The sequence below is a fragment of the Arsenicibacter sp. R0_47 genome (genome assembly GCF_057652235.1).
Genome location: NZ_JBYFCJ010000004.1, coordinates 531,885 through 555,445, shown reverse-complemented (window position 1 = coordinate 555,445; position 23,561 = coordinate 531,885). Strand labels below are relative to the sequence as shown.

Here is a 23,561-nt window from a genome sequence, read left to right as displayed (position 1 = left end):
AGATGCGTAAAAAACGAGTATTAATAATCGACGACGATGCCAGAAATATATTTGCACTCAAGGCAATTCTGAAATCAAAATCATTTGATTGCCTGTCGTGCCTGCACGCCGAAGAGGCCCTTGCGCTTTTGCAGACGGAGGAGGAGGTTGATGTAATATTACTCGATATGATGATGCCCGACATTGACGGGTACGAGGCCATACCACGAATCAGAAGCATCAGCACACGCCGGGAAACCCCGATCTTCGCCGTAACCGCGCAGGCGATGGTGGGCGACCGCGAAAAATGCCTCGAAGCCGGTGCTGATGACTATATTTCCAAGCCCATTGACGTCGATAAATTGTTGACATTACTTGCGCGACTTTAACTTGTGTATTGATGATTGAGGAGCATGATCTTGATCTTTTACTAAATGATCTATTTGAACTATACGGATACGATTTTACCAATTATGCCCGTGCTTCGCTGAAACGGCGGGTGCAGCGGATTCTTACGCTCGATAAATTTCCCAGCTTTGCCGAGCTCCGCTACCGGCTGAGGTCCGATGAACCGTTTCTGAAGCATTTTGTGGAAGAACTGACGGTCAACGTTACGGAAATGTTCCGCGATCCGGGCTTCTATAAAGTGTTGCGGCAGGAGGTAATTGATAACCTGCGGGCAAAACCCTTTATCCGTATCTGGCATGCCGGCTGCTCGACCGGTGAGGAGGTGTATTCTATGGCTATTCTGCTGAAAGAAGCCAACCTGCTGCATAAATCGCTGCTGTATGCCACCGACCTGAACCCGACGGTGCTGGAGAAGGCACGGCGCGGCTTTTTCTCGCTCAGTGAGATGAAGCAGAACTCCGAAAACTACATTGCGTCCGGGGGTGTGCAGGATTTTTCTTCGTACTATACCGCCCATTACGGTCAGGTGAAATTTGATGAGTCGCTGAGCGAAAAAATGATTTTTTCGACACACAACCTCGTCTCCGACAGTTCGTTCAATGAATTTGACCTGATACTTTGCCGTAATGTGCTGATTTACTTCGATAAGGCATTGCAGGAGCGGGTGCTGCGGTTATTTTACGATAGCCTGGCACAACTGGGTTTTCTGGCGCTCGGCACCCGTGAAACACTCCGTTTCTCCAGTGTCGAACCGAAGTTTAAACAGTTTTCACAGGAAAAAATATGGAGAAAAGTAAGTTAACCCATTCCTGTAAGGCTGTGATTATCGGTGGTTCGGCGGGGAGCATCGAAGTGCTCCTGAAACTGCTGCCGGCGTTACCCGAAACGCTTACCTATGCCCTGATCATTGTCCTGCACCGGAAACACACGGCTGAATCGGCCCTGGCGGAGCTGCTGACCAGTAAATCCCGCCTGATTATCCATGAGGTAGACGATAAGGAACCGCTGAAAACCGGAAAGGTTTACCTGGCACCTGCTGATTATCATCTGCTGATTGAGCACAGCCTGGTTTTCTCCCTGGATGCATCGGAAAAGATTAACTATAGCCGCCCCTCGCTCGACGTCTCGTTTGAATCTGCCGCCGAAGTATTTGGTCCGGAACTGGTTGGTATTCTGTTGTCAGGCGCCAATGCCGACGGTACTGCGGGACTGAAAGCCATCAAGCGGGCAGGGGGGCTGATTGTTGTCCAGAAGCCGGAAACGGCGCGGGTAGCCTACATGCCGCAACAGGCCATTCAGGAAGCGAATGTGGATTATGTGCTGGATATCTTTGAATTAGCCAGGCTGCTCAACTTGCTAAATAATTAGCCCGTTTTACTACGGGCTTGTCAAAATAATGCAGCAGAGTTATTACATTTAGCTCCCTAAATTATTGCTAAACAAATACACATGAAAAAGGTACTCGCCTTCTTTTTTTCGCTGCTCGCCGTGACTGCCATGGCACAACAGGACAAAGCCAGCCGCCCAAGCCCGCCGGCACAGGCACAGGCAACCGTTGGTGGCAAAACCATTACCATTGATTACAGCCAGCCATCGGTGAAAGGCCGTAATGTCTGGGATCCGGCCGGTAAAATCGCTCCGTATGGTCAGGTATGGCGGACCGGTGCCAATGAAACCACATCCATTGAATTTTCCGATGATGTAAAACTGGAAGGTAAGCCGGTAGCAAAGGGCAAATATGCCTTGTTTACCATTCCGGGGGAAAAGGAGTGGACGATCATTATTAACAAAACCACAAAGTGGGGTGCATTTTCCTATAAGCAGGATGAAGACGTGCTGCGCGTAATGGTACCGGCTAAAAAAGCAAAATCGTTTACCGAGAAATTCACCATCGACGTTACGCCGAAAGGAGTCGTATCGCTGACGTGGGCCGATGCAACGGCTTCATTTACGGTGAAGTAATTACTTTTCGGATTTTTGTCATGCTGACGCAGGAAGCATCCAGGGCTCATGACCTGAAAGTAACCATGGGAGGCCTGCTGCGTCAGCATAATAAACGTAAAAAATCAGTACCTTCGGCGTATGGATGCTGCACATACGCTGTCTGTTTCGTCGTTTAATCTGATTCTTTTCGGGGCCCGTCTGCGCGGAGCCGACACCGAAGCCCTGCTCAGGGCAGTCGGCATATCTGCGGATCAACTCAAAGATCCCGACGGCCGTATCCCGATTCCGGTGGTGCAGCAGCTTTGGCGCGAAGCCATCGAAGCCACTAATGATATCCATCTGTCGCTCCATCTCTGCGAATTAATCAATCCGGTTGCCGTGGGCGTGCTTGCCTACGTAATGATGCATTGCCCGACCCTCGGCAAAGCGTTTGATAAACTCTGTCAGTATCAGGATATTGTCTGCGAAGGCGTAGTGACCGAAGGAGAGCGTTTGCCCGATAACCGGTTTGCGCTCAGTCTGAGGATAATCAGCCCGTACATTATTTATCCGGAACATGCGCTGAATTCAGAATTGAGTATTTATCAGGCTGCCATGCGGGCGCTGACCGGTTTGCACGTAACAGCCCTCGAAGTGCATTTTGCCTATCCCCGACCGCTGGATATAACCGAGCATACCCGGATTTTTGCGCCTGCCCGGCTGGTGTTCGATGCACCGGTTACCCAAATGATCCTCAGCGCTGACTGGCTCGATACACCGGTACTGAATGCTAATCCGGCCCTGTTCCCGATTTTTGAACAACATGCCGGCGAACTCATGGCAAAACTGCGGCAACCCAGCCTGTCGGCCCGGGTAAAGCAGGAGATTCTGGGCCTGCTGAAGGGCGAAGAACCTGCCCTCGCGCTGGTCGCTGACCGGCTGGCCATGGGTGTCCGGACACTTCAGCTGCACCTGAAAGACGAAGGCGTTACCTACCAGCAATTGCTCGATGAGGTACGGCGGGAGCTGGCGGTGCGTCATCTGCGGGAGCCGCACCTGAGCACAACGGATATCGCCTATCTGCTTGGCTTTTCCGAACCCAGTGTCTTTTTCCGGTCGTTTAAACGCTGGACGGGCCAGACACCGGGCGCTTACCGGACAGTCGCTGCCTGAGGTTCAGGCGTAAACGGCAGGTTCTTCTGACTGGCAAACCAGCTCAGTGTCTGCGTCAACGCTTCCGTCAGCGGGGTTTCGGTGAAGTCCGGAAACAGCAACCGGATACGGCTGTCGTCCAGCAACACGGTATTTTCGTACAGATAGCCCATCTCTTTGACCTCACGCAGCACCGGAATAAACAAACCCATCACCCTGACAAACAACTTGCTGTATACCTTCATTGTCAACGGTTTACGGGTTATACCGGTCAGTTGTGTAAATAAACTCCGCATGCTTTCAAACGTGTGTCCGCCATAGTTCCAGACAGTGTAGGGAGCCGAAAGGGCAGGGTGTCTTTCCATAGAGCGTGTCATTAACCGGCCGATGATCGTGGCCGCATCCGGCGTATAAACGGTCTGGTGCGGAATGTCAGCGTTGTAAAGCCACGGAATGGCCTTACCCGTCAGGGCATTTTCAAATATCGGCCGAACCCCGTCGTTCATCACATTCGGACCCCAGAAATCCGGCAGCCGCACATTGATTACCCTGCATGTTCCGGCTTGCGCGGCTTGTTCGAGTTGTTGCTCTATCGCCAGCCGGAGCGCTCCCTTGCGGCTGCATGGGGCCGGCTGCGAGTCTTCGCGGATCGGCGTTTTCATCAGTCCGAAACTGTAAATGTTACCGGGAAATACAATCGTCGTCTCCGGACTGACAGCCCTGATCAGCTTCTGCGTGACAACATCCATGTTGCCGAACCATTGGTGGTAAGGATAATTCACCCCGTGAAAGACAAAGTCTTTATTATGTGCCAGCGTCTTGAGAAGATCTGTGTCCTGCGCATCACCGTCAATAATCGTCAGGTTAGCCGCCTGACCGAAAAGCGCTTCAGCCTTTGCGGAGTTGCGTACCAGAATCGTTACGCGGTATTGCTGCCGGAGCAGGTGTTTGGTGACGGCATAGCCAATGCTGCCGGTTGAGCCGAGAATCAGAACAGAAGGGTTCATAAGGCGTATTGTTCAGTGATTAAGCGTGTACTGTTTTTCCGGTTTTACCTAAATGCGTATGCTGGAAGCTGTCGGCATACTTAAAGCCATACCCCATCGCGCGGTCCATACTTGAATGGCCGAACAGGATCAGACCGGTAAGCATCAGTACCGGTGATGCCAGCAGAAAACCGGCCATGCCAACGGCGACCGCCAGCCCTTTGTGATGGCCGATGTTATACCCGATTGCACCGGCTTTCGGACTGATCAGGTAGCCGAGCATGCTGACGTCGGGCAGTAGCAGCAGGGCAGGGTATACCCACCATGCATAAGGCAGGTATGAGAAAAGGACAATGGTTAAGGCAAACTGGGCCAGTTCTTCGGTTTTCAGGAGCGTTTTCATGTAGTTTTTCTGTTGCGTTTTGATAAGACAAAGGTCGGTGGCGGGACGCGGACCAGAACTGACACAATGTGCAAGCTGACTGACGGATTACGAAAAAAATGCCTGACGGGCTAAAGAATGGGTTTCTGAAATAGCAGAAGCTATAACTAAAGTATTAGTTATAATGTGTAGTTTTGCCGGTGCACAAGAATGTGATGTATGATACGGCTTTTGATTTGTATACTTCTTTTTGTTTCATGGGAGAGTCTGGCGCAGCGGACCATTCGTGGTCAGGTGGTAAATGGCGAAACGGAAGAACCTTTACCTTTTTCGACGATTTTTCTGGCAAACACCACGAAAGGTACCACGGCTGATGAGCATGGCCGGTTTATCCTGACGAATGTACAGCCCGGCCGGTATGATATGGTTGTGTCGTTTGTCGGCTATGAAACGTTTGCGTTTCCGGTGCAGGCAGACAGCGCGCGTACGTATAAGGTCAGGTTGAAACCGATGGCCAACCAACTGGCTGAGGTGCATGTAAAAGCAAAACGGGATGCCGAGTGGGAAGAGCATCTGCAGTTTTTCAAAAAGAACTTTATCGGCTTAAGTGAGCATGCAAAAGACTGCCGGCTGCTGAATCCCGAAGTACTGTGGTTTGATTTTAAGCCGGACATTCCGTTTCTGACGGCCGGCGCGCGGGAGGCGTTAAAAATTGAAAATAAAGCACTGGGGTATACGATTACCTACCTGCTCGAATCGTTTACGTTTGATTACAGGCATCATTACCTCACTTACATGGGTTATCCGGTATTGCAGGAAATGAAAGCAAGAAACCAGCGCCAGCAGAAGCGCTGGGAGACGAACCGGCAAAAGGCGTTTTATGGCTCACCCATGCATTTTATGCGGTCGGTACATGAACGCCGTCTGGGTGAGGAGGGATTTGAACTGCGGCGGATTATTGAGAAGGAAGACACCATCCGGATGAGTGGTATGCCCGTCCGGACCAAAAAAACGCGCATGCTCATCCGGACGCCGCTGCCCAATGATTACCTCGTGCTTGCCGATTCATCCGATGCAGGCCATTCCGTGCTGAAATTCAGCGACATAATTCAGGTCACCTACACCAAAGAAAATGAATCGCAGGAATACCTGCGTGCGCAGAACCCGTTTTCGCAGCAGTCTGGCCGGGGCGGTCCGCAATCGTCGGTTATACAACTTAAAGGGCCCGTAATCCGTGTGGAACCGAACGGAAACTATTATGAACCGCTCGACATCCTGTTTGAAGGCTACTGGAGCTGGGAGAAGGTGGCCGAGCTGTTGCCGTTAAGCTACAAACCCTGAACCACCCCTGAACCCTTAACCCCACGCTCTAAGCCCTACGCCCCACGCCGAGGGGCGCCAGCCGGTCGGGTTTTCCAGCTCACGTACTGCTTTCTGAAGCAGGTTCCTGTATTTCTGCCGGCCAACCTGCATCATGCGCGGATGCTGGTTCATATCCACCACATAGACATGGTACGGCCGCTGTTTCTGAAGACCGATGAAATACACATTGTTATGCAGCGACTGGTCCAGTTTCAGGCTAAGGGCATCGAGGTAAAAAGCGGCCTGCCGGTCGTAATCGTATTTATCGAAGCATTTCACAAACTCCTTCAGCGAAGCTGCTGAAGTGGTTTTCAAATCAATAACCCACGGCTGGTCCTGATAGAGGCCGACAGCATCCAGTTTGGCTTTGCAGGCTACGGTTCCGGCCGGTGTTGACTGATCAAAAAGCAGTATTTGCTCGGTTGATGAAAAGCTGAATGGCCCTTTCTGCTGATAAAGCGACAAAAAATGCTGCCACGCCCGCTGCATGTGCATCAGGTCATGGCGTTGCTTTTCGGTATGTAAATCCCAGTTGACCGGCTTTTCCGGCTCCAGAATCAGCTGGTGATAGGAGGTGCCAAACTGTGCCGTTGACGGATAGATTGGCCGGACAGCGTAGCCCATCTGCAAAAAATGCAGTTCAGTAAGATCCGAGTTAGCTATTCTGGGCAGAGACCGGTATTCCGTCTCCGACAGGTTTATTGGTTCGAGCATGGACGATTAACGAAGGGCAGGGGCAATGTGTTTTCCGATCAGTTCGATAGCGTCCAGCAGCTGCCGGTGCGACAGGCCCGCGTTATCCATCTGAAAGGTAACGCGTGAAATTCCGCCCAGTGCTTCGCTGTGGCGCAGGATTTTTTCGGCTACCTCATCGGGGCTACCAATCAATAAGGCTCCTTTTTCCAGCGTTTGTGCTTCGAAATGCGTACGGGTGACCGGAGGCCAGCCGCGCTCGCGGCCGATACGGGTAAACGTTTCGGCATATCCAGGAAAATAGGCATCCAGTGCCGCCTGACGGGTAGGGGCAACGTAGCCCAGCGAGTGCAGACCAACTTTCAGGCTTTCCGGCGCATGCCCCGCCCGCTTACCGGCCTCGCGGTACAGATCAACCAGGGGTTTAAACCGGTGCGTTTCGCCGCCGATAACGGCCACCATTAACGGCAGGCCCAGAATACCGGCGCGAACGAACGATTGCGGCGTACCGCCAACCCCTAACCAGACCGGTAGTTTTTCCTGCACCGGCCTTGGGTATACCGTTTGATTCACCAGTGGGGGCCGGAATTCGCCCTGCCAGTTTACCGTTTCATTGTTGCGGAGCGTCAGCAGCAGGTCCAGTTTTTCGGCAAACAGGGCATCATAGTCATCCAGATTGAACCCGAACAGCGGGAACGCCTCAATAAACGAGCCTCGTCCGGCAACAATTTCGGCCCGTCCGCCTGAAATAATATCGAGGGTCGCGAAATTCTGGAACACACGCACCGGATCGGCGGCACTCAGCACCGTAACGGCACTGGCGAGTCGTATATTTTTGGTGCGGGCCGCAGCTGCCCCCATGATTACCGTCGGGGCAGAATCCATAAACTCCTTGCGGTGGTGCTCGCCCATCCCGAACACATCGAGGCCCGCTTCGTCGGCGTGCTGAATGCGGTCGAGCAGGTTGGCCATTTCCTGCATGTATTGTGCCGGTGTCGGCCGTATGTCGTGGGCATTTGTCCCGGCAAAGCTATCGATACCTGTTTCCATGTGATCAGCGGTAAGACGTTAAGGCGGCATTGATACCGCCAGTCTGTTTGTTTTTGTAGGGTAACACAGCCTGTTGCCTAACGGTTCTCTGCCGGAACAGCGATCGCGGAAGCCGGAATCTATAGTACCGGACCCGGTTGCAGCCGTAAGTCTACTGAATCAGAAGATAATTTAAGCGATTGACAGACAGCTGGATATTGGTAGTTTATTGCCGTAATAAGCGGCATTATTTAGGAGAAAATACCGGAAAGACATCCGGAAAAATCAGCAGGTTTTATCCCATTTTCCGGCGATTTATTTACTGATTTTATCACCATTTTATAGCTGTTTTCCTGATATTTTTTTTAACCAGTAATACAGATTTTTATCTTTATTAAGATAAAGAGGTGATTATCAGGTGGAGAAATAAAAAAAGCAAAACCACCGTCAGATGATTTTGCTTTCAGAAATGTGATCCCGTTTGGATTCGAACCAAAGACCGCCTTCTTAGAAGGAAGAATTTGCTCTCTGAAAATCAATGAGTTAGCAATAGAAAAGCAAGGTTATTTACAATCATGTTTTACAAATGTTACACTCATGAACGCTTCTATCAAGTTCGTGCTTCGTTCTGATTCGGTTAATTCGAAGGAACAAACAATCATGATGCGTATCACGCAGAACCGAAAGCACACGTATCTTACAACAAAACACAAGGTTTTACCCGGTCATTGGGATGAAAAAGCGGGTAAACTTAAATCTCATCACCCCATGTACAAGGGGATAATGGAAGATTTAACGAACACGTGGAGTAAGATTATGCGGTTTCTGAATGACGGTCATTCTCCGAAAGATGCAATTAAGCTCCTCAAAATCAAGACAAACGATTCTTCTCCCGCAGAGTTAATACCCTTGTTCCCCTACTTATCCGCACATATCCAGCATTTGCGGAAAACCGGTAAGGTTAAGTATGCAGGAAACTTTGAAACCATACTATCACAGCTGAAGAAATTCAGGGATGAAAAGGTAACATTTCAGGAGATCAATCTGAAGTTTGTTCAGGAATGGGAGTATCATCTGGTAAAACAGGGTGTATCACCCAACAGCATCCATACGTATCTGAGGAACCTGCGTACGTTGTGCAACAACCTCATCAAAGAGCGTAAAATCTCACGTGACTGGTATCCGTTTACAGATTATTCGTTCAGCAAGTTTCACAAGATTGAAACAGCAAAACGGGCAATCACCTATGAAGAAATCCAGAAGTTTGAAGCATATCAATCAAAATCCTATCTGGAAGAGCTGGCCCAGAATGTATTTCTGTTCAGTTTTTACTGCAGAGGGATAAACCTGAAAGATATTGCGCTGCTTACTGATGAGAACATTCATAACGGCAGGTTAATCTACCAGCGTTCAAAAACACAGAAGCATTATTCAATGAAGCTGATTCCACCTGCTGAAGCCATTATCCAGCGGTACGAAAAAGAACGTTTCGGGAATAAGTACCTGTTTCCGCTGCTGGATTCCCGGTCACATACAGATGAAGAAGCAATTCATTTCCGGATTAACCGGATGATCCGTAAACTCAACCAGCGGATTCAGGCTATCGGAAGAAAGCAGGGGATTACCGAACATCTTACTACCTACGTAGCACGGCATTCATTTGCTACGATCCTTTACAGGAAAGGTATCAGCATATCAGTAATCAGCGAAATGTTGGGGCATGATACAGAACTTACCACAAAGATTTATCTGAAATCATTCTCGAACAATGAGCTGGATGATGTGATTGATCAGGTGTTATAAAGAAAGGGGAGTTTTACTCCCTTTTTTTCATTTCCAGCTGTCTTTACAATCCTGATACAAACGCAACAATTCACTATCCTTTAATTTTGACACACTTACAGCATCCCACAACCATCCCTGTTGTGTGTACTTACCTGCTTTAGATAACATCAAACGATCAAAGATGGTAAAATTTGGTGTTTCCCGTAAAAGCAATTTAACTAAATCGTCATGTTCAATTTTTCCTGCGTTAGTAGCCGGATTAAAATTACCATACCTACATTTTAAAGTTTTTAAACCTAATTTACCCATGTAAATAATATGCATGGATTTACGGATTAGTTCTTTATTTAGTCCGGTACCGGTAAAATGATACAAAGTGAGTTCATTTATATTACCCTTAAACTCAGTTCGTTGATCAAAATCATTATCAGTTAAGATAATAACTGATAGTTGATTTTCATTGTAGTATATATCCATTACTGATTGATTAGATGTAAAACGCTATCACAGGGAACACAGGTAAAACTATAGCTTTTTCCTGATCCCCGTTCAGCAAAACACAGGTTTGTACGTTTGTCCATTACATAATCAAACCGAACCTGATCTGATGAATCAGGAATCCTGACATTCACATTACGGGATCCGCAACTACTGATTAGCAGGATTGTTAACAAAAGCAGGATTTTTTTCATTGTTTTTACTGATGCGTTGTTGGATTGTATACTCGTACATTTTTTCCAGACTACGTAAGTATGCAGCGTGTTCGAATTGATGTTTGTGAACAAATCTTCGTTTCTGATGAATTGCTTCAGCATGTAGTTCGATCAGTTTATCGGTAGATAACGATGCTTTTTCGGTTACAAACTGATCATACCTATCGGTTTTATCCGCAATTTTTTCATACGGAATACCTGTGATTTTTTCCAGATCAGCAAACAGTTCCTCAACAGTCTTGCGGATTGTTTCGATGGTTAGTAGTTCCTGACTCATAAAATTAACGTGCGAAGTACATCTACTTTAGGTGTACGGTGTTTACGACAGTGGTTTTCCTGAAATTTCAGAGAATTTTTTTCAACTAATTTTTTCCCGAACGCATACTGTTTGAGAATCTGAAAAAGAAGTAACCAGAGTGTTGGTGCTGTTACGTACCGTTTGTTTTTCCGTAGTGGTTTTGCGAAAAATTCTTGAAACGAACCTCTATCACGATCTGTTGGTGGAAGAATTTTCCAGTCTTTGCGAATTCGGGTAAGTAATCTGGTTTTCATTTGGTGGTCGAATTAAAGGTTTCATTCAGATTAATCCGTTTAATACGAAATGTCTTTTAGATTTCCTTTTGAATCATAAACACGTTGTTCGTAAATAAATCCATGATCAATAACGGCTTTTCGTTTCATTAAAATAAGATTTGGATTTAATGTGACAGTGAAAGTTGATTTTATTTCCAAAATTTTATTTTCTTTTGGTATAAAAATATCAGGAAAATATCTTTTCTTTTTGTTTTCGTAATTATAAAATATTTTACCTGTCAACTTCTCTATTTCTTGATTTCCAATTATTAATTCATTTTCTGTAAAATTTTTAAGTAAGTCCCAAATTGCAAAATTTTCATATCCTTGATATTTTATTGTTTTACCACTGGGTAAAGTGATTTCTTTAGTTTTAATAGCTGATGTAATTTTTTTGTCTTGAATGTGAGATAGTTGTGATACATTTTCTACACCATACTTATTTATTAGAGTATTTTGAATTTTTTTCTTAACGATTAAAGAAGTAATAGGATACTCAGAGTTAAATTTTTCTAAAGAATTAATTTTTTTCTTTTCGATTACTTCTGGAATTGACGATACGTTAGATACGTTATATTTTTCGTTTAAAGTTTTTATTATTTTTTGTCTAACTTGAACTGATTGAGAAATATTATTAACACCATACCGAATAGTGTTTGATTTTTTTCAAGCAATCTTTACTTTGTCTAGTTGAGAAATGTTTAATATTCCTTGTGTTTCAAATAATTTATCAGAGTTACGTTTATGTCTACATTTACTAGAACAAACAAAACCTAATTTACAATTATTATATTGACGAAATGGAATCTTACAAATTTTTTTGCATATCTGACAAGATGCTGTAACAATTTGTAAAGATTTTGTAGGCAATAAACTGCTGTTTATCGTAAGAGTATCTCCGGTATTACATTGAAAACCTTTGTTACGATAATAATTAATATTTTGATTTACAATTTTTACTTCAACTATTTCGTCAATCAGACCAATCATAAATTAGGTTTTGTTTTAATCATTTCATTTGTATATGTCTCCTGATTTAGTGGAAACATTACCGTTAACCGTAACCACGTGTACATCTCCTGAAGCTGTTGATACATCTCCGGAGACGTTATTGCAGCGCACGTTACCACTTGCTGTTCCAAGCATGTTTACGTTTCCGTTCACAATTATATCTCCGGAACTGGTTGATAACATTTTTACGTCACCCGTAACCCTGATGTTTAAAGGACTACCTTCAGTTACAACAGAAACAACCTTACCGTTTACAGTAACATTACGTCCTGCTACACTGGCATCCGTAACATCATTGTAATGAATTCCGTTAACAGTAAGATCTCCTTTGGATTCAAATGTAAGTTTCATGTTTTATTAAATTTATGACAACCACAACTCCAGCTATCTCTGAATACTACAGGAACTATATCCCAATCCCACCCTACAGGTCTTAATGCTACCACAGGATTCAAATCAGGAGACGGGTTCTTTAAAACTGAATATGGTTTTCCCAATTCCTGTTTACCACAAAAAGAACAAGTATACAACTGAGGTTCTTTCGGGTGTGTACTCATACGTTTTCCAGTTCAAATTCTTCCTTGCGTACGGGTTGTCCGAGCAACGTGGTGAACCGTGTAAGATTAAATGAAGGTTCAACCATCATTACACCACCCATTACAGGATGCTTGTACGGTATTTCGGGATTCTGTATTTCGTTAAGCAGAATACCGGTTCGTCCATCTACAGCGTTTTTGCGGATTTCACGTACCGTATAGATTTTATCTTTTATAGGTGTAGTCACACCGTGTTCACGGTAGAACTCAGCATATCCTGCGGGATATGTATCATTAATGCAGATTATTTCCATTATTTCAGAAATTTATTGTTAATGTTATAATCAGGGTTATCCCAATTAAGAAAAACCCCGTCTTTATTCCATCGAGCTGAAATATTTTGTAAATGTTGATTAGCAATGCGAGGATTATAAATGATTCCCAAATATTCACCCGTATGTTTTTCAGGCCACAGTTTAGGAATTACTTTATGTTTTCCTGTTGTTGTTATTTTCATTGTTTTTTATTTCATCCCACAGATCAACAGTCCATTGATACTTTGATGCATCAACTACCTTGTTGTTCATCACGTAATAATGAGCCAGTGGGAGTGTGTTTTGTAGCAGAAGTTGGTGTATCCGGGGATTTTCCAACAGTTTTTGTTTGTATACAATGGTAAGACGAGCTTTATCAGGCTGTAAACCGTAACATTGATATTTATCGTTTAAAGCTCTTCCAAACGTTTTTGCATCAGCACCATGCAATACCCTCAACTTATCGAGATCGTTCAGCAGATCGTCTTTTTGAAGGGGATTATAACAAAGTACGGTATACAGTCCACAGTAATACCAGTATGCTTCTACAGAAGCAAATCGTACATTACGATAGGTAAACGGAGTATGAGCAAAATTACTGAGTAACCGGCCCAACTCCGTTTTCGCTTTAGAGTATACGTTTACGTGAGTGATACCATCCTGTGAAGGATCTATCATTTAATTTTACGTACAATAGTTAAGACGTTATCCAGCAATTCACAAATTTCACCCTCTGTGCGTAATGCATCAGATGTTGCTTCCGGAAAATATTTTTCCTGTAATAATTGTGCTTTAATGCTGTTTTCACTCCAGTGTGAAGGAGAATTCAAATCATTTCCATCTTTATAAAAGTTCAGATGGTCTGTGATTTCCTGTAGAAATTCCTGTTGCTTCGGAGTTGCTTTTCTTGATTCGGAGTTCATGGTTCATTACCCGGAAAATTGCATACGTGGTAATTAAACCACCAAAGGCAGCAGATACCATGAATATGAAATCAAACGAGTTGGGGATTTTGTATTCACAAAGAAATTCAAACGCTGATAATATGGATACAAATCCAATTACCCACCAGATAATCAGGAATGTAATCATGCTAATTGTGCTATTCCGTCTAATATCCGTTGTTCTGCCCGTAACAAAGAGGATTCCTGAGTTTCGTATTCAGTTACCGTTACCGGAAGTTGAACAGGTTTTACGTAATACACGTTAAGTATTTCGTAAACATATGAATTTTTTTTACTTACAACTATTTCAATAAATTCATCATCAATTGCATACACAAATCTGCGGGTTGACGATACACTTGAACTGAAAAATTGTTCTGATTTAACCGGTTTTAATCCGTAACGAACTTTTTCGAATAAAAACTCCGGTAAATTTTCTTCATTAAGCGGATAATAAACCGAAAGCCATTCCGGATCCAGTTTCTGCTGTAGAAAATCTTTGAAAACGTTTAGTGCGATAGGATCAATCATGGAAAGTTTTCTTTGTAAAATTGACGGATGTTTCTTCGTTGCTGTCGTATAACAGCTTCATTTCTAACGTTTTGTAATCTTAATCGTTGTGCTTCAGTACACCGGAATGCAATTCCGTTTGTGTGCGTGTAACTAAACACATATCCATGAGCGTTGAGTACTTTTTCGTGGATAGCTAACACTACTGCGTGATACACCGGCTTTTTCTGATGAATAAGATATTTTACAACATTATCCTTTTCATCTTCTGATAAAGCGTAGAGCAGTGAGTTTTCCAGTTTATCGGTACGAGATGCTTTATCGAGGATTGCTTTAAACTGAGATTCAGTAATCATCCTTCCTACTTGTATAGTTATTTGTATGTAAGTTTAGTATCTTTTCTATTAGAAACAAAACTTTTTTAATAGGGGAGAGCTAACCCTCCCCTATATACGTTTTATTCTGTTCGTATCCATTCTGCGGATTCAATCAATCCGGCAGCAATCAATGAAGGAACTGTAAGTGTCACATCTTTATGATTAACGTGATGCAGTACTACATTTGATTGTAATTCATATTGACGATTGAGAACGATTTGATAAGGTTCTTCTAAATGGGGGTTTGATGCTCTGTGGTCGTACAGAAAATATCCCCATTCGTTTATTGTTTCTTCGGAAACGTTGGGGTCATGGATAGAAATATTATTAATACGCCATTCACCATCAATACGTAAGACCTGCATTGTGATTAAAATTTAAACGAGTTCAACAATTTTTTCCTCCTTGTAAACAAAGTGTGAAATCTTTTCTGGTACAAGGCTCCAGAAACCTGAACGAATTAACTGATTTGCTATGGTACCGGGTACGTTGATCGGAGAAACTGTTTCAGGATACTGCGTATTGTACAGCTTAACAACCGGTGCCGTTTCATGATACCGCTGTTTAAGTTCTGCCACCATCGCACGCATCGCATAAAGCTTGTTCTCAGAATTCTGCATAGCAATTTTCAGATCTTCAATCTTACGTTCCTGATCCGGAATCATCAGATTTTCCACTTTCGCCAGCAGTTTCTTACTGAATTCGTGGGATAAATCGTCAATTGAGTACGCAGTACCATTCACGTTCCATTTTTTTTCGTCAAGCTTAGAAATTTTAGTGAGCATGATTAGTTAGTGTAAAAAATGTTTCAGTAAGTGGGTTTTATCTTTTACTTGCTAGTATCATATTCCCAGAAATATACATACAAATGCGCCAAACCTACTTAAAAAAGATAAAATATTGTTGGAATCCTACAAAATGTTTACTTGGAAAACAGATTTGTAAATATTAAGTAACCAAAAATACTTTTTAGGTTTACTGTAAACACGGTACCGTTTAATAAACATTTAATGACGAATGGAACCAACAAATAAATCTTTCTGTTAGGTTTGCATTCGAGTTAGCTGAGAGGTTTTAATCTCTGCCAGAAGAGCTGGTCGATCACCTGATGCAAGAGTAGCAGAATCAGGAACTCGGTATGATAAAAGTTCGAAAGCTAATATCACTTCAATATTGGTCCCTCACTGAGTAAAACCGGTGGGGGATTTTTTATTCCTTATCTTTTATCTCGATTTTAGTAGCACCCGCACGTGCGGTCATGATTGCTTTACCTACATCAGCTAATCCATTGCTGCTGTAAATCTTGTTTGCTGTAGCAACGTCAATAGCTTGCGATGTTTGTTCTCCATAAATAGGAACCAGTGAAATAGCTGTGATTTGAATCCCTAATTTACGCAATAATTCGTTTATTTTCGGTGTAATCTTATCTTCAAAATCAGACGGAGAAAAATCAATTACATTTTCGTGTCCTACCAGATTACGAACAATTTCTTTGATCCGTTTATCAATCACATTGTTTTCTGCCATTTCAAATGCAGTACTGTTTGTACTGTCTCCACCATCGGTGTTCGCTTTCCCCAGATATTTAGCTTCTCCGATAAACGCAACAGGATCAATGATTTCATAATCGTACGCAATATCCAGCTCTGTAAGCACACTACCGGCAAACATTCCTTTGAATTTAGTTTCACCCTGCATCGGATAATCCGGAATGGTTACTTTGTAGTGACAGGCACCTACTACAGATTTTGGAATTGATTCTCCGGCACGAATTACTTTCCATGTAACACCACAATTATCAGTGATAAGTGTAGTGACGTTTGCGTGTGCATAATCACACGATTGAAATACAGCAGCACCAATTAGCAGACAGATTGCTAAAAACAGATTTTTCATAAAAATAAAAAGTTTGAAATGTGTTGAAAATGAGAAAATTAAAAAAAAGTGCGTTTGATCATCTTGTAAATAAGATAACTAACCCACAGATTGAAGGTGAGTACCCCGATTAATGCGATTACAGTACCGATAGACGTTTGGTAGTAAGCGTAATTACCTGCTGTGAAAGCGGTGTATACATGACTGTCAATAAACCATAATAATGTAACTGCAATAATGGTTAACATCACTGTAAGATACCCGCTAAGAATCTTGTTTGACATTGTTGCGTGATTTTAAAGGATTGGTTGAAAAAATAATAGTTAAACAAAAGATGAGAATACCGAATACACCCGTATGTTTTTCCTGTTCCGCGATACCTGCATAAATCATGTACAATGCTATCAGAAACAGAATAGATATACTGATGAATTTGAGAGGGTGTCTACGAATAAATTCCATTTTTAATGTTAGTAAAACAAAGTTCCATGTAATCCCACATTGGTTTAAGTTCTTCTGTATACACCTGAGATTTAAATGCTTCATGCTCAGATCTATACATATCAATTTTTCCCCAATTTTCCATTCGGCATGAATGCTGGATATTTGCAATTCTGTCACACAGTTTTACAAATACAGCACCTGGTGTATTTTTCAACACATCAAAATAATCACCACCGTGTCGTTCTTTACGGTTTCTCCCCCGTACATCGGTACACGCAAAGCATATTTCTGCAACATCTTTATCAGATTTATCAAACACTTCTGCGTAGTTGGCACAACTATCTTCAATAAGATCATGACCATAACATGCTGCGAAAATTACATCTGCAGTGTTGTCTTCTACTTCACGTGAATAATGATCGTATACAACCGTTTCATAAAGATTTGGTGGCAGCAGATAAAAGAAATCTTCAGCTACTTGTTTTACCATTCGCAGATGAAAGGAATACGGAAGATTATCTCCATAATTTTTCATATATTTTGCGTGTGCTGAACAGGCAAACACTGCAAAATCCGGATATGTGTTCCGTGTTTTAATTCGTTGTTGTTTCAATTTGATGTTCAGGTAAATGTTTGAAGAAATTATTGAATTTACGCCACCAGAAATACTGTACCGGATCAAATAGCAGGTTGGGGTAGCTTGGCATAGATCCGCCGTAATCCAGATGACCGCATTTGAGTTTACTATCCCAGAAAAATAAACTCCGGTGATCTTTTGCGTTTAGTGGTTGTAACAACAGGAAATCTCCGTCTTTGTAGAACTTTTTTTTGTTGCGGATTACGTAGTACATATCCTGATACCTTGAATAGTACCGCACATTGTAAATCATGCTTACTACCAGATAAAAAAATGTACAGGACGCAATCCAGATCAATCCAGTATTTAGATAATAATTACTGAACATGTGTAATTTGGGTTTTAATTAAACAAAAAAAAGAGGGTAGCACCCGCTACCCCCTTACCAACGTAGCTCTTCTACGAGTATCCCTGTTTTGATCTCTGGTTCACATAAACAGTTGTTGGATTTATTTGGTGACTGATGAGAAATCCATATCGGTTTCTGCTTTTACAAACATAAAGCAATCATAATCAGATGTTGACGATAAATGAACAAGATATATATCTTCCGTTATGTGAATAATCTGTTCAATATTATCGGTTTCAAACCGTTCTTCATCATCATTTTTAATCCATCCGTTTAAGGCGGAATAATAACTCAGAACCTGAAATTGCGGAGCCGGTTTTACGTATTGAAGTTCTTCCTGAACCTGTTCGATATTCTTCGTAGTCATCTTTGGAAATTTTGCGGATAAAGTAAATGTATCTGTAGCTTAACTGGGATATAGCATGAGTCATTCCGTACGCACAAACAGGAGTTATTTTAACTGATCCTGAAGGATCTTCATATTTTGCGAGATAATACATGATTATGAAGAAAATTTGTGAAGCGAAGAAGAAATTTCCCACCGGCATTACCAGTGGGAAATCTAACTATATCCACACCATTAAATACTACCTGAGAGATAGCACTTGTGAGAGTAACAGGATTCGAACCTGTAACAATTCGCTTAGAAGGCGAACATTCTATCCAGTTGAATTATACCCCCGGATTGTTAGTCAAAAGTAAAGAAAAATTACCATATATCAAAGGTGCACATGGTAATTTAATTATGATCAAAAATGTAATATTTTAAGCAGGAATTTCGGTTACTGCAAGAAAATTACGCATGGATTCAAAACAATCTTCATACGTTTTATATGCTGCAAGAAATCCTGAATTGTGCCGGAACGTCTGCGTTTCATCAACAGGAACCTGATTCTCCTGTGAGTTTCTTGAAATCACCTGATAACCACCACGTTGACTCGGTGTGATAAGGTAAATAATGTCATCCCGATAGGCATATTCCTTCCAGTTAAGCAGTACATCAGTACCGTGATATACGCATGTATTCGGTAAAACACGTTCCAGTGAATCCCACGTTTCCTTATCTTTTTCTGCTTTTTCAGCATTACTCATATACGTAGCAATTACGCTCGCAGACAGTGCAACTGCATCATAAAATCCCTGATCTCCGTAAATATTAAATGAACGGATAACCGAATTAAATGACGCTTCCGGACACTGTACTTTTCCTGTATCTATATCTGAAATCGGCAGAAATAAATGTTTTTCCACCTGTTCACGTAAAAAACAATCAGGAAGCGTATTCCGTAACAAAAGTACGTTCGATGCCGGTAATTCAGGATCGTGATGATGATCAAAATTCATCAGTTCCGGATTATACTGACGGCCAATATCCAGAATAAGAATTTCCGGATCATTCAGTTCTTCTTCCGTAACGGTGTTTTTCCGTTCAACAAACGAAAAATCAATATTCAGCATCAGCAACAGATAAGCAACGGCGGTTACTTCATCCGCATGGAACTGACCGGCATGGGTAATAATTTTTGAAATTGTCTTCATACGGGTTATAAAAAAAGTGTACGTACCGGATGATACGTACACCGTGAAACATTAATTAAGCAAATGCAGCTACCCGTTCTGGTGCTGTAATAACGTACCGCTTTGATTTCGCGTTATAGGCCACTTCGTGATCACGCAAACGTGTTTCAATCCGGTGATACATTTCAGCAGGAACAGGTACAGGATACCCGTAAAAGATGTGATCATTGATCATCGTTACCAGTGCATTGTAATTTACTTCTGCACAATACTGATCAACCAGTTGTGAAAGGGTTGAATACTGACGGATTGCGGGTGTTGCTGTGGTTGCCTGTACGTTTTGCATAGTGTTGAAATTTAAAAGGGTTGTAAACTTGCTTTAGTTGTACTATTAGAATAAATAGAGATGACCGTTTAATATTCTGTCTTTCAGGGATACTCCCTTAGCTACAAGAATGCTCAACAGCAGACAGATATACAAACTGATTTGTTTGTAAACGGGTAAATCTCCTTCCAGAAACTGACCTGCTGTGAAAATGTAAATGATCAGAATAAAAAGATGTGCGAAATTGTTGTTACGGAGTAACCAGTTATTGATGAGTTTCATTCTGTTCGCATGTGATATGATCTATTGGTAGTTTTTACGCTTTTACTGATTGTGGTTTGCGTTCGCACAATAGCCTGTACGTAGTAGGAACCATCTACGATCATCGTACCGTGAAGAGTAAATCCCTCATTGAGGGATTTATTCACCTTTTCAATAAATAAATCCAGTTCCTGATCCCGGATTACATCAAACGAGGACATACATCAGCACCGAAAAATGATGTAGCTGAATCTAAACTTACCACCATTAATGCAAGCGGTGATTCGGGCTGCGGAGCAGGTTCCAGTTTGTAATTAACATCTTCCAGATTAACCAGAATCATTCCGCGTGATCTGCCGTCAGGATTCGGTGAATGTCTGGCGAACAGATTTCCGAAAGCAGGAATTCCCGCAAAATGCAGTTCTTTAATTACATTGGAGAAATCTTCTTCGTCAACAACAATGAGGTTGGTTGACAGTGTTTCATCGTCATACCGGAATGTTTCACAGGTTTCAAATGAAATAACAGGAATGGAAGTACATCCGAAAGTGCCGGTAAGTGATAGAATGTTCATAAAATTGTTTGATTGTTGCGTAATGACGCGAAGATTGGATTGATTAGATAGGAACCACGCGAAATCCTTTTGATTGCGTTGTTTTCCCTGAGAGATTTGAGAGATTGATATACTGTGCTGTTTCCTACAAACACATGTGTACGGGCCGCTGAATGAGAGATAAACCGCTTTATTATCCCTGCATTGATGATGACTGTGTTATCGTCATTCATCCGGTTGCAAAGATACAATAATAACCGAATATCCATCAAACAATCTTTTTCAGAAAACAAGAAAAAATCAGAAATAATGCTTGACAATACAGATGTAACTCCTAGTGAGTAACATGTAAATTTCAGGTTTTGTAATAAATTGAAAATCAACCGGTTAAAAAGGGGTTCCTATAGAGCATTTTTTCTCGCGTTCCAAGCCCCGTATTATACTGGTATTACCAGATAATCCAGATATACTAATTAAATTTCAGGAGATGAAACAATGATTAACTGATTAATCCGGATATACTGCTATATCTGCTATAGCTACACGTGCGCGTGAATCAGAAAACAATGGTCAGAAAATGCAGCACATGTACATTGTATTCCAGAATAACTCTGAAAACCAGTTGTTTAACGTTTACGTTTTTCATACAGATCAGCCAGCAGAATTTTCATTGGTTCAGGACGTTTATGTACCGGATTATCTACATATCCGTGGATACCATCGGGATCTTTCCGTACCAGTCTGAAGTGGGCTGCTTTGAATGCCCACGAAAGATGATAGATTTTACCAATCTGAGGGACTGTAGCTGCATTAAACGTACCATCTACACGTATTGGTGTATACTTTCCGTTAATCTCTCCTGTCTGACATTTACGGAAGTATTCCTGCTGTCGTTGTTTTTCTTCGATTTCAGCACGTTTCTGCTGTTGCGGTATAAACACATCAATAAAATACGAAAGTTCTTCTACGGCAAGAGGAAACCCCATAGAACGAATGATACCAAGCACGTGCCGTGGTTTCTTTTCCCAGTTATCTGTTTCAATCAACAGCGTTCTGAGCTGCTTTCTGGTCAGATCTTTCATTGAGATACGTTTGGGTTACAACAAATACAGCGATAACACACATCGCAAAAAATAAACAGGATTCAATTAACGTCATGGTATATACGTTTGTTTGGTAAAAAGAAACACAACCGGTTTCCCGATTGTGTTCCCGTCAGGTAATTTATTCTTCCTTATCCAGAGCTTCCAACGCTTTTTCCAGCTCTTCGAGCGATTTTGCGTTGTATTGTTCGTTCTGTTTTTCTGCGATTTTTTCCAGCAGACGTTTACGTTCCTGACGTTTAACCGCTGCTTTCGCATTTTTAAACTGTGTTACCATATTCAGGAATTCATTTCCCCGGTATACTGAATTCTGCTGAATCAGATCAATTACGGTATCAACCGTATCGACTGAAATATCATCCAGCCCCCGTTTGAACACATTCCGCTTATCACGTGCAGTACCCCGCATCGCATCCAGTGAATTATTGTAACTGGCAGAGCTTACGTAAGCAGCAGGTAATTTGAAATAAAAGTGGTTCCACGTAACAACAGAACCATCTTCCTGCTGTGCTACGTTGAAATCTGTTCCCAAACCTGCAAAATCAATAAAGAAACGATCACGGATACCGTATGAAGATACCAGCGTATTCATTTCTTTCGCTACATGATCAAATTCGGCAATACCGGTTTCAACATCCCAGAGTGTTTCAATTGCGTAGGTTTCGGGATTTACCGTTACAATAATCCCGTAATGACGGATAAATGATTTACAGCAGTTACAGTTGTAACCCTGACGTTCTTCTTCAGGGAACGAATCTAGATACAGATCAAACAGAAAGTTTCCTTCTGCTTTCGAAATAAACAACGGACGGTTTTGTGAAACAAACATTGTAAAGCGATCCTGCACCGCTTTCTTGAAGCTTTTAAATTCTGACATGTGATTGTTGTAATTAATTGTGAGTGAGAGATTTAAGAAAAAAAGAAACCACATCCACATGGCAAATGTGGTTTACTACATTACAGTAAATACAATGCAATTTTAAATGGTTATCAGAGCAGCACCATTGACGTATTCCGGTTGTGGTCTGTAAACTTTATTGAATTCTGCAATTCCAAATTCGAGAGCTTCCTGTGGTGTTTCAAAATTATGTGAAATACATGTTCTGAAACGATACCGTCCTACTTGTGTACCCCACACCGGAGTGAAGTTTTCTCCCAATAATTTAACGTCATCCTGTCGGAATACTTCTAAAATTCTTTCATTAATCGTAGGTATTCCGATTTTAATAGTGTATCTGACAACCGGGAGTGAAGCCAGATGTACCTGTGGAAAAATAACAACTTTAGTATCCTTCATCTTCCAGATCTTGTGCGAGTTTTAATAAATCATTGATAAATGGTTGTGGATTGTTTTTATCAAATTCCGCCATTTCCTGATCAAACAAACTTCCTTCATCAGAATCCAAACCCATTTCGGCAAACATGGCAGCAATATGTCCGATTCTTGCGCAATCTAATGATCGTTCGTAACTTCCTATTGAACTGTTAAATACGTTCAGGGAATCGGTGAAACGTATGCTGTGATCATATTCTTCAATATGCTTTTCCAGTAAAACCAAATCAAGATTATACCGTTTAATAGCAGCAATTCCACCCAAACATGAATAACAAGTACATGGTTCACCAAAAAAACTATGAAACATTACCATACACGGTTTTACATTCGGAACTTTACCGTCAAGTACTTCCTGTAAGGCTTCAACAGCATACCGGATACGTTCACTGGGTTTCTCGTTTTCAATCATTAGTCTTCGGAAATAAAAGGATTGTAACAATCGTAATCCATAAGTGCTTCTTCGGATTCCTGTTGATATACATC

General features: G+C 42.3%; 35 protein-coding genes and 1 tRNA gene. 7 read left to right on the top strand and 29 right to left on the bottom strand.

The window, feature by feature from the left end; all coding sequences use genetic code 11:
• The first annotated feature begins 2 nt into the window (after positions 1 to 2).
• The 5 genes from AC23NW_RS11370 (at position 3) to AC23NW_RS11350 (ending at position 3,483) form a co-directional block, all read left to right on the top strand.
• The gene (locus tag AC23NW_RS11370; RefSeq protein WP_293835320.1) at positions 3 to 368 is read left to right on the top strand and encodes a response regulator; all 366 of its coding nucleotides are present in this window, start codon (positions 3 to 5) and stop codon (positions 366 to 368) included.
• Positions 369 to 379: 11 nt separating this feature from the next.
• On the top strand, positions 380 to 1,189 hold the full coding sequence (locus AC23NW_RS11365) for a CheR family methyltransferase (RefSeq protein WP_487449587.1): 810 nt from the start codon (positions 380 to 382) through the stop codon (positions 1,187 to 1,189).
• Positions 1,171 to 1,755 carry a chemotaxis protein CheB gene (locus AC23NW_RS11360; protein WP_293835324.1) on the top strand — a complete coding sequence of 195 codons (585 nt, stop codon included), beginning with the start codon at positions 1,171 to 1,173 and terminating at the stop codon, positions 1,753 to 1,755. The genes AC23NW_RS11365 and AC23NW_RS11360 overlap by 19 nt, the downstream gene beginning before the upstream one ends.
• 81 nt (positions 1,756 to 1,836) lie before the next feature.
• A complete protein-coding gene (locus tag AC23NW_RS11355) occupies positions 1,837 to 2,349 on the top strand; it encodes a DUF2911 domain-containing protein (RefSeq protein WP_487449586.1) in 513 nt (170 codons plus the stop codon).
• A 120-nt stretch (positions 2,350 to 2,469) separates the two neighbouring features.
• Positions 2,470 to 3,483 carry an AraC family transcriptional regulator gene (locus tag AC23NW_RS11350; RefSeq protein WP_487449584.1) on the top strand — a complete coding sequence of 338 codons (1,014 nt, stop codon included), beginning with the start codon at positions 2,470 to 2,472 and terminating at the stop codon, positions 3,481 to 3,483.
• Here the strand turns inward: AC23NW_RS11350 and AC23NW_RS11345 are convergent.
• Both AC23NW_RS11345 and AC23NW_RS11340 read right to left on the bottom strand, forming a co-directional pair.
• Positions 3,462 to 4,469: an NAD-dependent epimerase/dehydratase family protein gene (locus AC23NW_RS11345; protein ID WP_487449582.1), complete on the bottom strand. Its 1,008-nt coding sequence runs from the start codon at positions 4,467 to 4,469 to the stop codon at positions 3,462 to 3,464. The two genes, AC23NW_RS11350 and AC23NW_RS11345, sit on opposite strands and share 22 nt — an antisense overlap.
• A 19-nt stretch (positions 4,470 to 4,488) precedes the next feature.
• Complete coding sequence (locus tag AC23NW_RS11340) at positions 4,489 to 4,851, bottom strand: DUF4260 domain-containing protein (protein WP_487449581.1); 363 nt, start codon at positions 4,849 to 4,851, stop codon at positions 4,489 to 4,491.
• 198 nt (positions 4,852 to 5,049) lie between these two features.
• On the opposite strand from AC23NW_RS11340, the gene AC23NW_RS11335 reads away from it, so the two are divergent.
• Positions 5,050 to 6,171, top strand: coding sequence for a carboxypeptidase-like regulatory domain-containing protein (locus AC23NW_RS11335; RefSeq protein WP_487449579.1), 1,122 nt, complete (start codon positions 5,050 to 5,052; stop codon positions 6,169 to 6,171).
• A gap of 15 nt (positions 6,172 to 6,186) precedes the next feature.
• Here AC23NW_RS11335 and AC23NW_RS11330 read toward each other — a convergent pair whose 3' ends face one another.
• Together AC23NW_RS11330 and AC23NW_RS11325 are read right to left on the bottom strand one after the other, a co-directional pair.
• Positions 6,187 to 6,906, bottom strand: coding sequence for a PD-(D/E)XK nuclease-like domain-containing protein (locus AC23NW_RS11330; RefSeq protein WP_487449578.1), 720 nt, complete (start codon positions 6,904 to 6,906; stop codon positions 6,187 to 6,189).
• Positions 6,907 to 6,912: 6 nt separating this feature from the next.
• Positions 6,913 to 7,935 carry an LLM class flavin-dependent oxidoreductase gene (locus AC23NW_RS11325; protein ID WP_487449576.1) on the bottom strand — a complete coding sequence of 341 codons (1,023 nt, stop codon included), beginning with the start codon at positions 7,933 to 7,935 and terminating at the stop codon, positions 6,913 to 6,915.
• A gap of 576 nt (positions 7,936 to 8,511) precedes the next feature.
• Between AC23NW_RS11325 and AC23NW_RS11320 the strand changes: the two genes are divergently transcribed.
• Positions 8,512 to 9,717: a phage integrase SAM-like domain-containing protein gene (locus tag AC23NW_RS11320; protein WP_487449575.1), complete on the top strand. Its 1,206-nt coding sequence runs from the start codon at positions 8,512 to 8,514 to the stop codon at positions 9,715 to 9,717.
• A gap of 27 nt (positions 9,718 to 9,744) precedes the next feature.
• Here the strand turns inward: AC23NW_RS11320 and AC23NW_RS11315 are convergent, their stop codons facing one another.
• The 25 genes from AC23NW_RS11315 to AC23NW_RS11195 all read right to left on the bottom strand — a co-directional run bounded on the left by AC23NW_RS11315 (position 9,745) and on the right by AC23NW_RS11195 (position 23,487).
• Entirely contained in the window at positions 9,745 to 10,176 is a 432-nt protein-coding gene (locus tag AC23NW_RS11315) for a hypothetical protein (protein ID WP_487449574.1), read from the bottom strand.
• Positions 10,177 to 10,347: 171 nt separating this feature from the next.
• Positions 10,348 to 10,689 (bottom strand): hypothetical protein, encoded by a 342-nt coding sequence (locus tag AC23NW_RS11310; protein WP_487449573.1) that lies wholly within the window; start codon positions 10,687 to 10,689, stop codon positions 10,348 to 10,350.
• 314 nt (positions 10,690 to 11,003) lie between these two features.
• Positions 11,004 to 11,636 (bottom strand): DUF7487 domain-containing protein, encoded by a 633-nt coding sequence (locus tag AC23NW_RS11305; RefSeq protein WP_487449652.1) that lies wholly within the window; start codon positions 11,634 to 11,636, stop codon positions 11,004 to 11,006.
• Between the two features lie 15 nt (positions 11,637 to 11,651).
• On the bottom strand, positions 11,652 to 11,975 hold the full coding sequence (locus tag AC23NW_RS11300; RefSeq protein WP_487449571.1) for a hypothetical protein: 324 nt from the start codon (positions 11,973 to 11,975) through the stop codon (positions 11,652 to 11,654).
• Positions 11,976 to 11,999: 24 nt separating this feature from the next.
• On the bottom strand, positions 12,000 to 12,347 hold the full coding sequence (locus tag AC23NW_RS11295; protein ID WP_487449569.1) for a hypothetical protein: 348 nt from the start codon (positions 12,345 to 12,347) through the stop codon (positions 12,000 to 12,002).
• Between the two features lie 202 nt (positions 12,348 to 12,549).
• Positions 12,550 to 12,846, bottom strand: a complete 297-nt coding sequence (locus tag AC23NW_RS11290; protein WP_487449568.1) for a hypothetical protein — start codon at positions 12,844 to 12,846, stop codon at positions 12,550 to 12,552.
• Positions 12,846 to 13,049, bottom strand: coding sequence for a hypothetical protein (locus AC23NW_RS11285; RefSeq protein WP_487449567.1), 204 nt, complete (start codon positions 13,047 to 13,049; stop codon positions 12,846 to 12,848). Before AC23NW_RS11285 ends, AC23NW_RS11290 begins: the two co-directional genes overlap by 1 nt.
• Positions 13,021 to 13,524, bottom strand: coding sequence for an NADAR family protein (locus AC23NW_RS11280; RefSeq protein ID WP_487449566.1), 504 nt, complete (start codon positions 13,522 to 13,524; stop codon positions 13,021 to 13,023). Before AC23NW_RS11280 ends, AC23NW_RS11285 begins: the two co-directional genes overlap by 29 nt.
• Entirely contained in the window at positions 13,521 to 13,769 is a 249-nt protein-coding gene (locus tag AC23NW_RS11275; RefSeq protein WP_487449564.1) for a hypothetical protein, read from the bottom strand. The genes AC23NW_RS11280 and AC23NW_RS11275 overlap by 4 nt, the downstream gene beginning before the upstream one ends.
• A 165-nt stretch (positions 13,770 to 13,934) precedes the next feature.
• Entirely contained in the window at positions 13,935 to 14,321 is a 387-nt protein-coding gene (locus tag AC23NW_RS11270) for a hypothetical protein (RefSeq protein WP_487449562.1), read from the bottom strand.
• The gene (locus tag AC23NW_RS11265; protein WP_487449560.1) at positions 14,318 to 14,656 is read right to left on the bottom strand and encodes a hypothetical protein; all 339 of its coding nucleotides are present in this window, start codon (positions 14,654 to 14,656) and stop codon (positions 14,318 to 14,320) included. The genes AC23NW_RS11270 and AC23NW_RS11265 overlap by 4 nt, the downstream gene beginning before the upstream one ends.
• Positions 14,657 to 14,757: 101 nt before the next feature.
• Positions 14,758 to 15,042: a hypothetical protein gene (locus AC23NW_RS11260; protein WP_487449559.1), complete on the bottom strand. Its 285-nt coding sequence runs from the start codon at positions 15,040 to 15,042 to the stop codon at positions 14,758 to 14,760.
• Between the two features lie 12 nt (positions 15,043 to 15,054).
• Entirely contained in the window at positions 15,055 to 15,462 is a 408-nt protein-coding gene (locus AC23NW_RS11255) for a hypothetical protein (protein ID WP_487449558.1), read from the bottom strand.
• A 424-nt stretch (positions 15,463 to 15,886) separates the two neighbouring features.
• Positions 15,887 to 16,573 carry an SPFH domain-containing protein gene (locus tag AC23NW_RS11250; protein WP_487449557.1) on the bottom strand — a complete coding sequence of 229 codons (687 nt, stop codon included), beginning with the start codon at positions 16,571 to 16,573 and terminating at the stop codon, positions 15,887 to 15,889.
• Between the two features lie 424 nt (positions 16,574 to 16,997).
• Positions 16,998 to 17,609 (bottom strand): hypothetical protein, encoded by a 612-nt coding sequence (locus AC23NW_RS11245; RefSeq protein WP_487449555.1) that lies wholly within the window; start codon positions 17,607 to 17,609, stop codon positions 16,998 to 17,000.
• A gap of 473 nt (positions 17,610 to 18,082) precedes the next feature.
• Entirely contained in the window at positions 18,083 to 18,349 is a 267-nt protein-coding gene (locus AC23NW_RS11240) for a hypothetical protein (protein ID WP_487449553.1), read from the bottom strand.
• 241 nt (positions 18,350 to 18,590) lie between these two features.
• Positions 18,591 to 18,664: transfer RNA gene (locus tag AC23NW_RS11235), tRNA-Arg, on the bottom strand.
• Between the two features lie 83 nt (positions 18,665 to 18,747).
• A complete protein-coding gene (locus AC23NW_RS11230; RefSeq protein WP_487449552.1) occupies positions 18,748 to 19,521 on the bottom strand; it encodes an MYG1 family protein in 774 nt (257 codons plus the stop codon).
• A 55-nt stretch (positions 19,522 to 19,576) separates the two neighbouring features.
• A complete protein-coding gene (locus tag AC23NW_RS11225) occupies positions 19,577 to 19,846 on the bottom strand; it encodes a hypothetical protein (protein WP_487449550.1) in 270 nt (89 codons plus the stop codon).
• 442 nt (positions 19,847 to 20,288) lie between these two features.
• On the bottom strand, positions 20,289 to 20,660 hold the full coding sequence (locus AC23NW_RS11220) for a hypothetical protein (RefSeq protein ID WP_487449549.1): 372 nt from the start codon (positions 20,658 to 20,660) through the stop codon (positions 20,289 to 20,291).
• Positions 20,657 to 20,908: a replication/maintenance protein RepL gene (locus AC23NW_RS11215; RefSeq protein ID WP_487449650.1), complete on the bottom strand. Its 252-nt coding sequence runs from the start codon at positions 20,906 to 20,908 to the stop codon at positions 20,657 to 20,659. Before AC23NW_RS11215 ends, AC23NW_RS11220 begins: the two co-directional genes overlap by 4 nt.
• A 357-nt stretch (positions 20,909 to 21,265) precedes the next feature.
• Positions 21,266 to 21,721, bottom strand: coding sequence for a hypothetical protein (locus tag AC23NW_RS11210; protein ID WP_487449548.1), 456 nt, complete (start codon positions 21,719 to 21,721; stop codon positions 21,266 to 21,268).
• A gap of 142 nt (positions 21,722 to 21,863) precedes the next feature.
• Positions 21,864 to 22,619: a hypothetical protein gene (locus AC23NW_RS11205; RefSeq protein WP_487449547.1), complete on the bottom strand. Its 756-nt coding sequence runs from the start codon at positions 22,617 to 22,619 to the stop codon at positions 21,864 to 21,866.
• A 102-nt stretch (positions 22,620 to 22,721) separates the two neighbouring features.
• Positions 22,722 to 23,039 carry a hypothetical protein gene (locus AC23NW_RS11200; RefSeq protein WP_487449545.1) on the bottom strand — a complete coding sequence of 106 codons (318 nt, stop codon included), beginning with the start codon at positions 23,037 to 23,039 and terminating at the stop codon, positions 22,722 to 22,724.
• Entirely contained in the window at positions 23,026 to 23,487 is a 462-nt protein-coding gene (locus AC23NW_RS11195) for a hypothetical protein (protein WP_487449543.1), read from the bottom strand. Before AC23NW_RS11195 ends, AC23NW_RS11200 begins: the two co-directional genes overlap by 14 nt.
• Positions 23,488 to 23,561: the final 74 nt, after the last annotated feature.

Bases quoted from the DNA above. Each gene is read 5' to 3' on its own strand.
- AC23NW_RS11370 (WP_293835320.1), top strand. From the start codon at position 3: ATGCGTAAAAAACGAGTATTAATAATCGACGACGATGCCAGAAATATA.
- AC23NW_RS11365 (WP_487449587.1), top strand. From the start codon at position 380: ATGATTGAGGAGCATGATCTTGATCTTTTACTAAATGATCTATTTGAA.
- AC23NW_RS11360 (WP_293835324.1), top strand. From the start codon at position 1,171: ATGGAGAAAAGTAAGTTAACCCATTCCTGTAAGGCTGTGATTATCGGT.
- AC23NW_RS11355 (WP_487449586.1), top strand. From the start codon at position 1,837: ATGAAAAAGGTACTCGCCTTCTTTTTTTCGCTGCTCGCCGTGACTGCC.
- AC23NW_RS11350 (WP_487449584.1), top strand. From the start codon at position 2,470: ATGGATGCTGCACATACGCTGTCTGTTTCGTCGTTTAATCTGATTCTT.
- AC23NW_RS11345 (WP_487449582.1), bottom strand. From the start codon at position 4,469: ATGAACCCTTCTGTTCTGATTCTCGGCTCAACCGGCAGCATTGGCTAT.
- AC23NW_RS11340 (WP_487449581.1), bottom strand. From the start codon at position 4,851: ATGAAAACGCTCCTGAAAACCGAAGAACTGGCCCAGTTTGCCTTAACC.
- AC23NW_RS11335 (WP_487449579.1), top strand. From the start codon at position 5,050: ATGATACGGCTTTTGATTTGTATACTTCTTTTTGTTTCATGGGAGAGT.
- AC23NW_RS11330 (WP_487449578.1), bottom strand. From the start codon at position 6,906: ATGCTCGAACCAATAAACCTGTCGGAGACGGAATACCGGTCTCTGCCC.
- AC23NW_RS11325 (WP_487449576.1), bottom strand. From the start codon at position 7,935: ATGGAAACAGGTATCGATAGCTTTGCCGGGACAAATGCCCACGACATA.
- AC23NW_RS11320 (WP_487449575.1), top strand. From the start codon at position 8,512: ATGAACGCTTCTATCAAGTTCGTGCTTCGTTCTGATTCGGTTAATTCG.
- AC23NW_RS11315 (WP_487449574.1), bottom strand. From the start codon at position 10,176: ATGGATATATACTACAATGAAAATCAACTATCAGTTATTATCTTAACT.
- AC23NW_RS11310 (WP_487449573.1), bottom strand. From the start codon at position 10,689: ATGAGTCAGGAACTACTAACCATCGAAACAATCCGCAAGACTGTTGAG.
- AC23NW_RS11300 (WP_487449571.1), bottom strand. From the start codon at position 11,975: ATGATTGGTCTGATTGACGAAATAGTTGAAGTAAAAATTGTAAATCAA.
- AC23NW_RS11295 (WP_487449569.1), bottom strand. From the start codon at position 12,347: ATGAAACTTACATTTGAATCCAAAGGAGATCTTACTGTTAACGGAATT.
- AC23NW_RS11290 (WP_487449568.1), bottom strand. From the start codon at position 12,846: ATGGAAATAATCTGCATTAATGATACATATCCCGCAGGATATGCTGAG.
- AC23NW_RS11285 (WP_487449567.1), bottom strand. From the start codon at position 13,049: ATGAAAATAACAACAACAGGAAAACATAAAGTAATTCCTAAACTGTGG.
- AC23NW_RS11280 (WP_487449566.1), bottom strand. From the start codon at position 13,524: ATGATAGATCCTTCACAGGATGGTATCACTCACGTAAACGTATACTCT.
- AC23NW_RS11275 (WP_487449564.1), bottom strand. From the start codon at position 13,769: ATGAACTCCGAATCAAGAAAAGCAACTCCGAAGCAACAGGAATTTCTA.
- AC23NW_RS11270 (WP_487449562.1), bottom strand. From the start codon at position 14,321: ATGATTGATCCTATCGCACTAAACGTTTTCAAAGATTTTCTACAGCAG.
- AC23NW_RS11265 (WP_487449560.1), bottom strand. From the start codon at position 14,656: ATGATTACTGAATCTCAGTTTAAAGCAATCCTCGATAAAGCATCTCGT.
- AC23NW_RS11260 (WP_487449559.1), bottom strand. From the start codon at position 15,042: ATGCAGGTCTTACGTATTGATGGTGAATGGCGTATTAATAATATTTCT.
- AC23NW_RS11255 (WP_487449558.1), bottom strand. From the start codon at position 15,462: ATGCTCACTAAAATTTCTAAGCTTGACGAAAAAAAATGGAACGTGAAT.
- AC23NW_RS11250 (WP_487449557.1), bottom strand. From the start codon at position 16,573: ATGAAAAATCTGTTTTTAGCAATCTGTCTGCTAATTGGTGCTGCTGTA.
- AC23NW_RS11240 (WP_487449553.1), bottom strand. From the start codon at position 18,349: ATGACTACGAAGAATATCGAACAGGTTCAGGAAGAACTTCAATACGTA.
- AC23NW_RS11230 (WP_487449552.1), bottom strand. From the start codon at position 19,521: ATGAAGACAATTTCAAAAATTATTACCCATGCCGGTCAGTTCCATGCG.
- AC23NW_RS11225 (WP_487449550.1), bottom strand. From the start codon at position 19,846: ATGCAAAACGTACAGGCAACCACAGCAACACCCGCAATCCGTCAGTAT.
- AC23NW_RS11220 (WP_487449549.1), bottom strand. From the start codon at position 20,660: ATGAACATTCTATCACTTACCGGCACTTTCGGATGTACTTCCATTCCT.
- AC23NW_RS11215 (WP_487449650.1), bottom strand. From the start codon at position 20,908: ATGGATATTCGGTTATTATTGTATCTTTGCAACCGGATGAATGACGAT.
- AC23NW_RS11210 (WP_487449548.1), bottom strand. From the start codon at position 21,721: ATGAAAGATCTGACCAGAAAGCAGCTCAGAACGCTGTTGATTGAAACA.
- AC23NW_RS11205 (WP_487449547.1), bottom strand. From the start codon at position 22,619: ATGTCAGAATTTAAAAGCTTCAAGAAAGCGGTGCAGGATCGCTTTACA.
- AC23NW_RS11200 (WP_487449545.1), bottom strand. From the start codon at position 23,039: ATGAAGGATACTAAAGTTGTTATTTTTCCACAGGTACATCTGGCTTCA.
- AC23NW_RS11195 (WP_487449543.1), bottom strand. From the start codon at position 23,487: ATGATTGAAAACGAGAAACCCAGTGAACGTATCCGGTATGCTGTTGAA.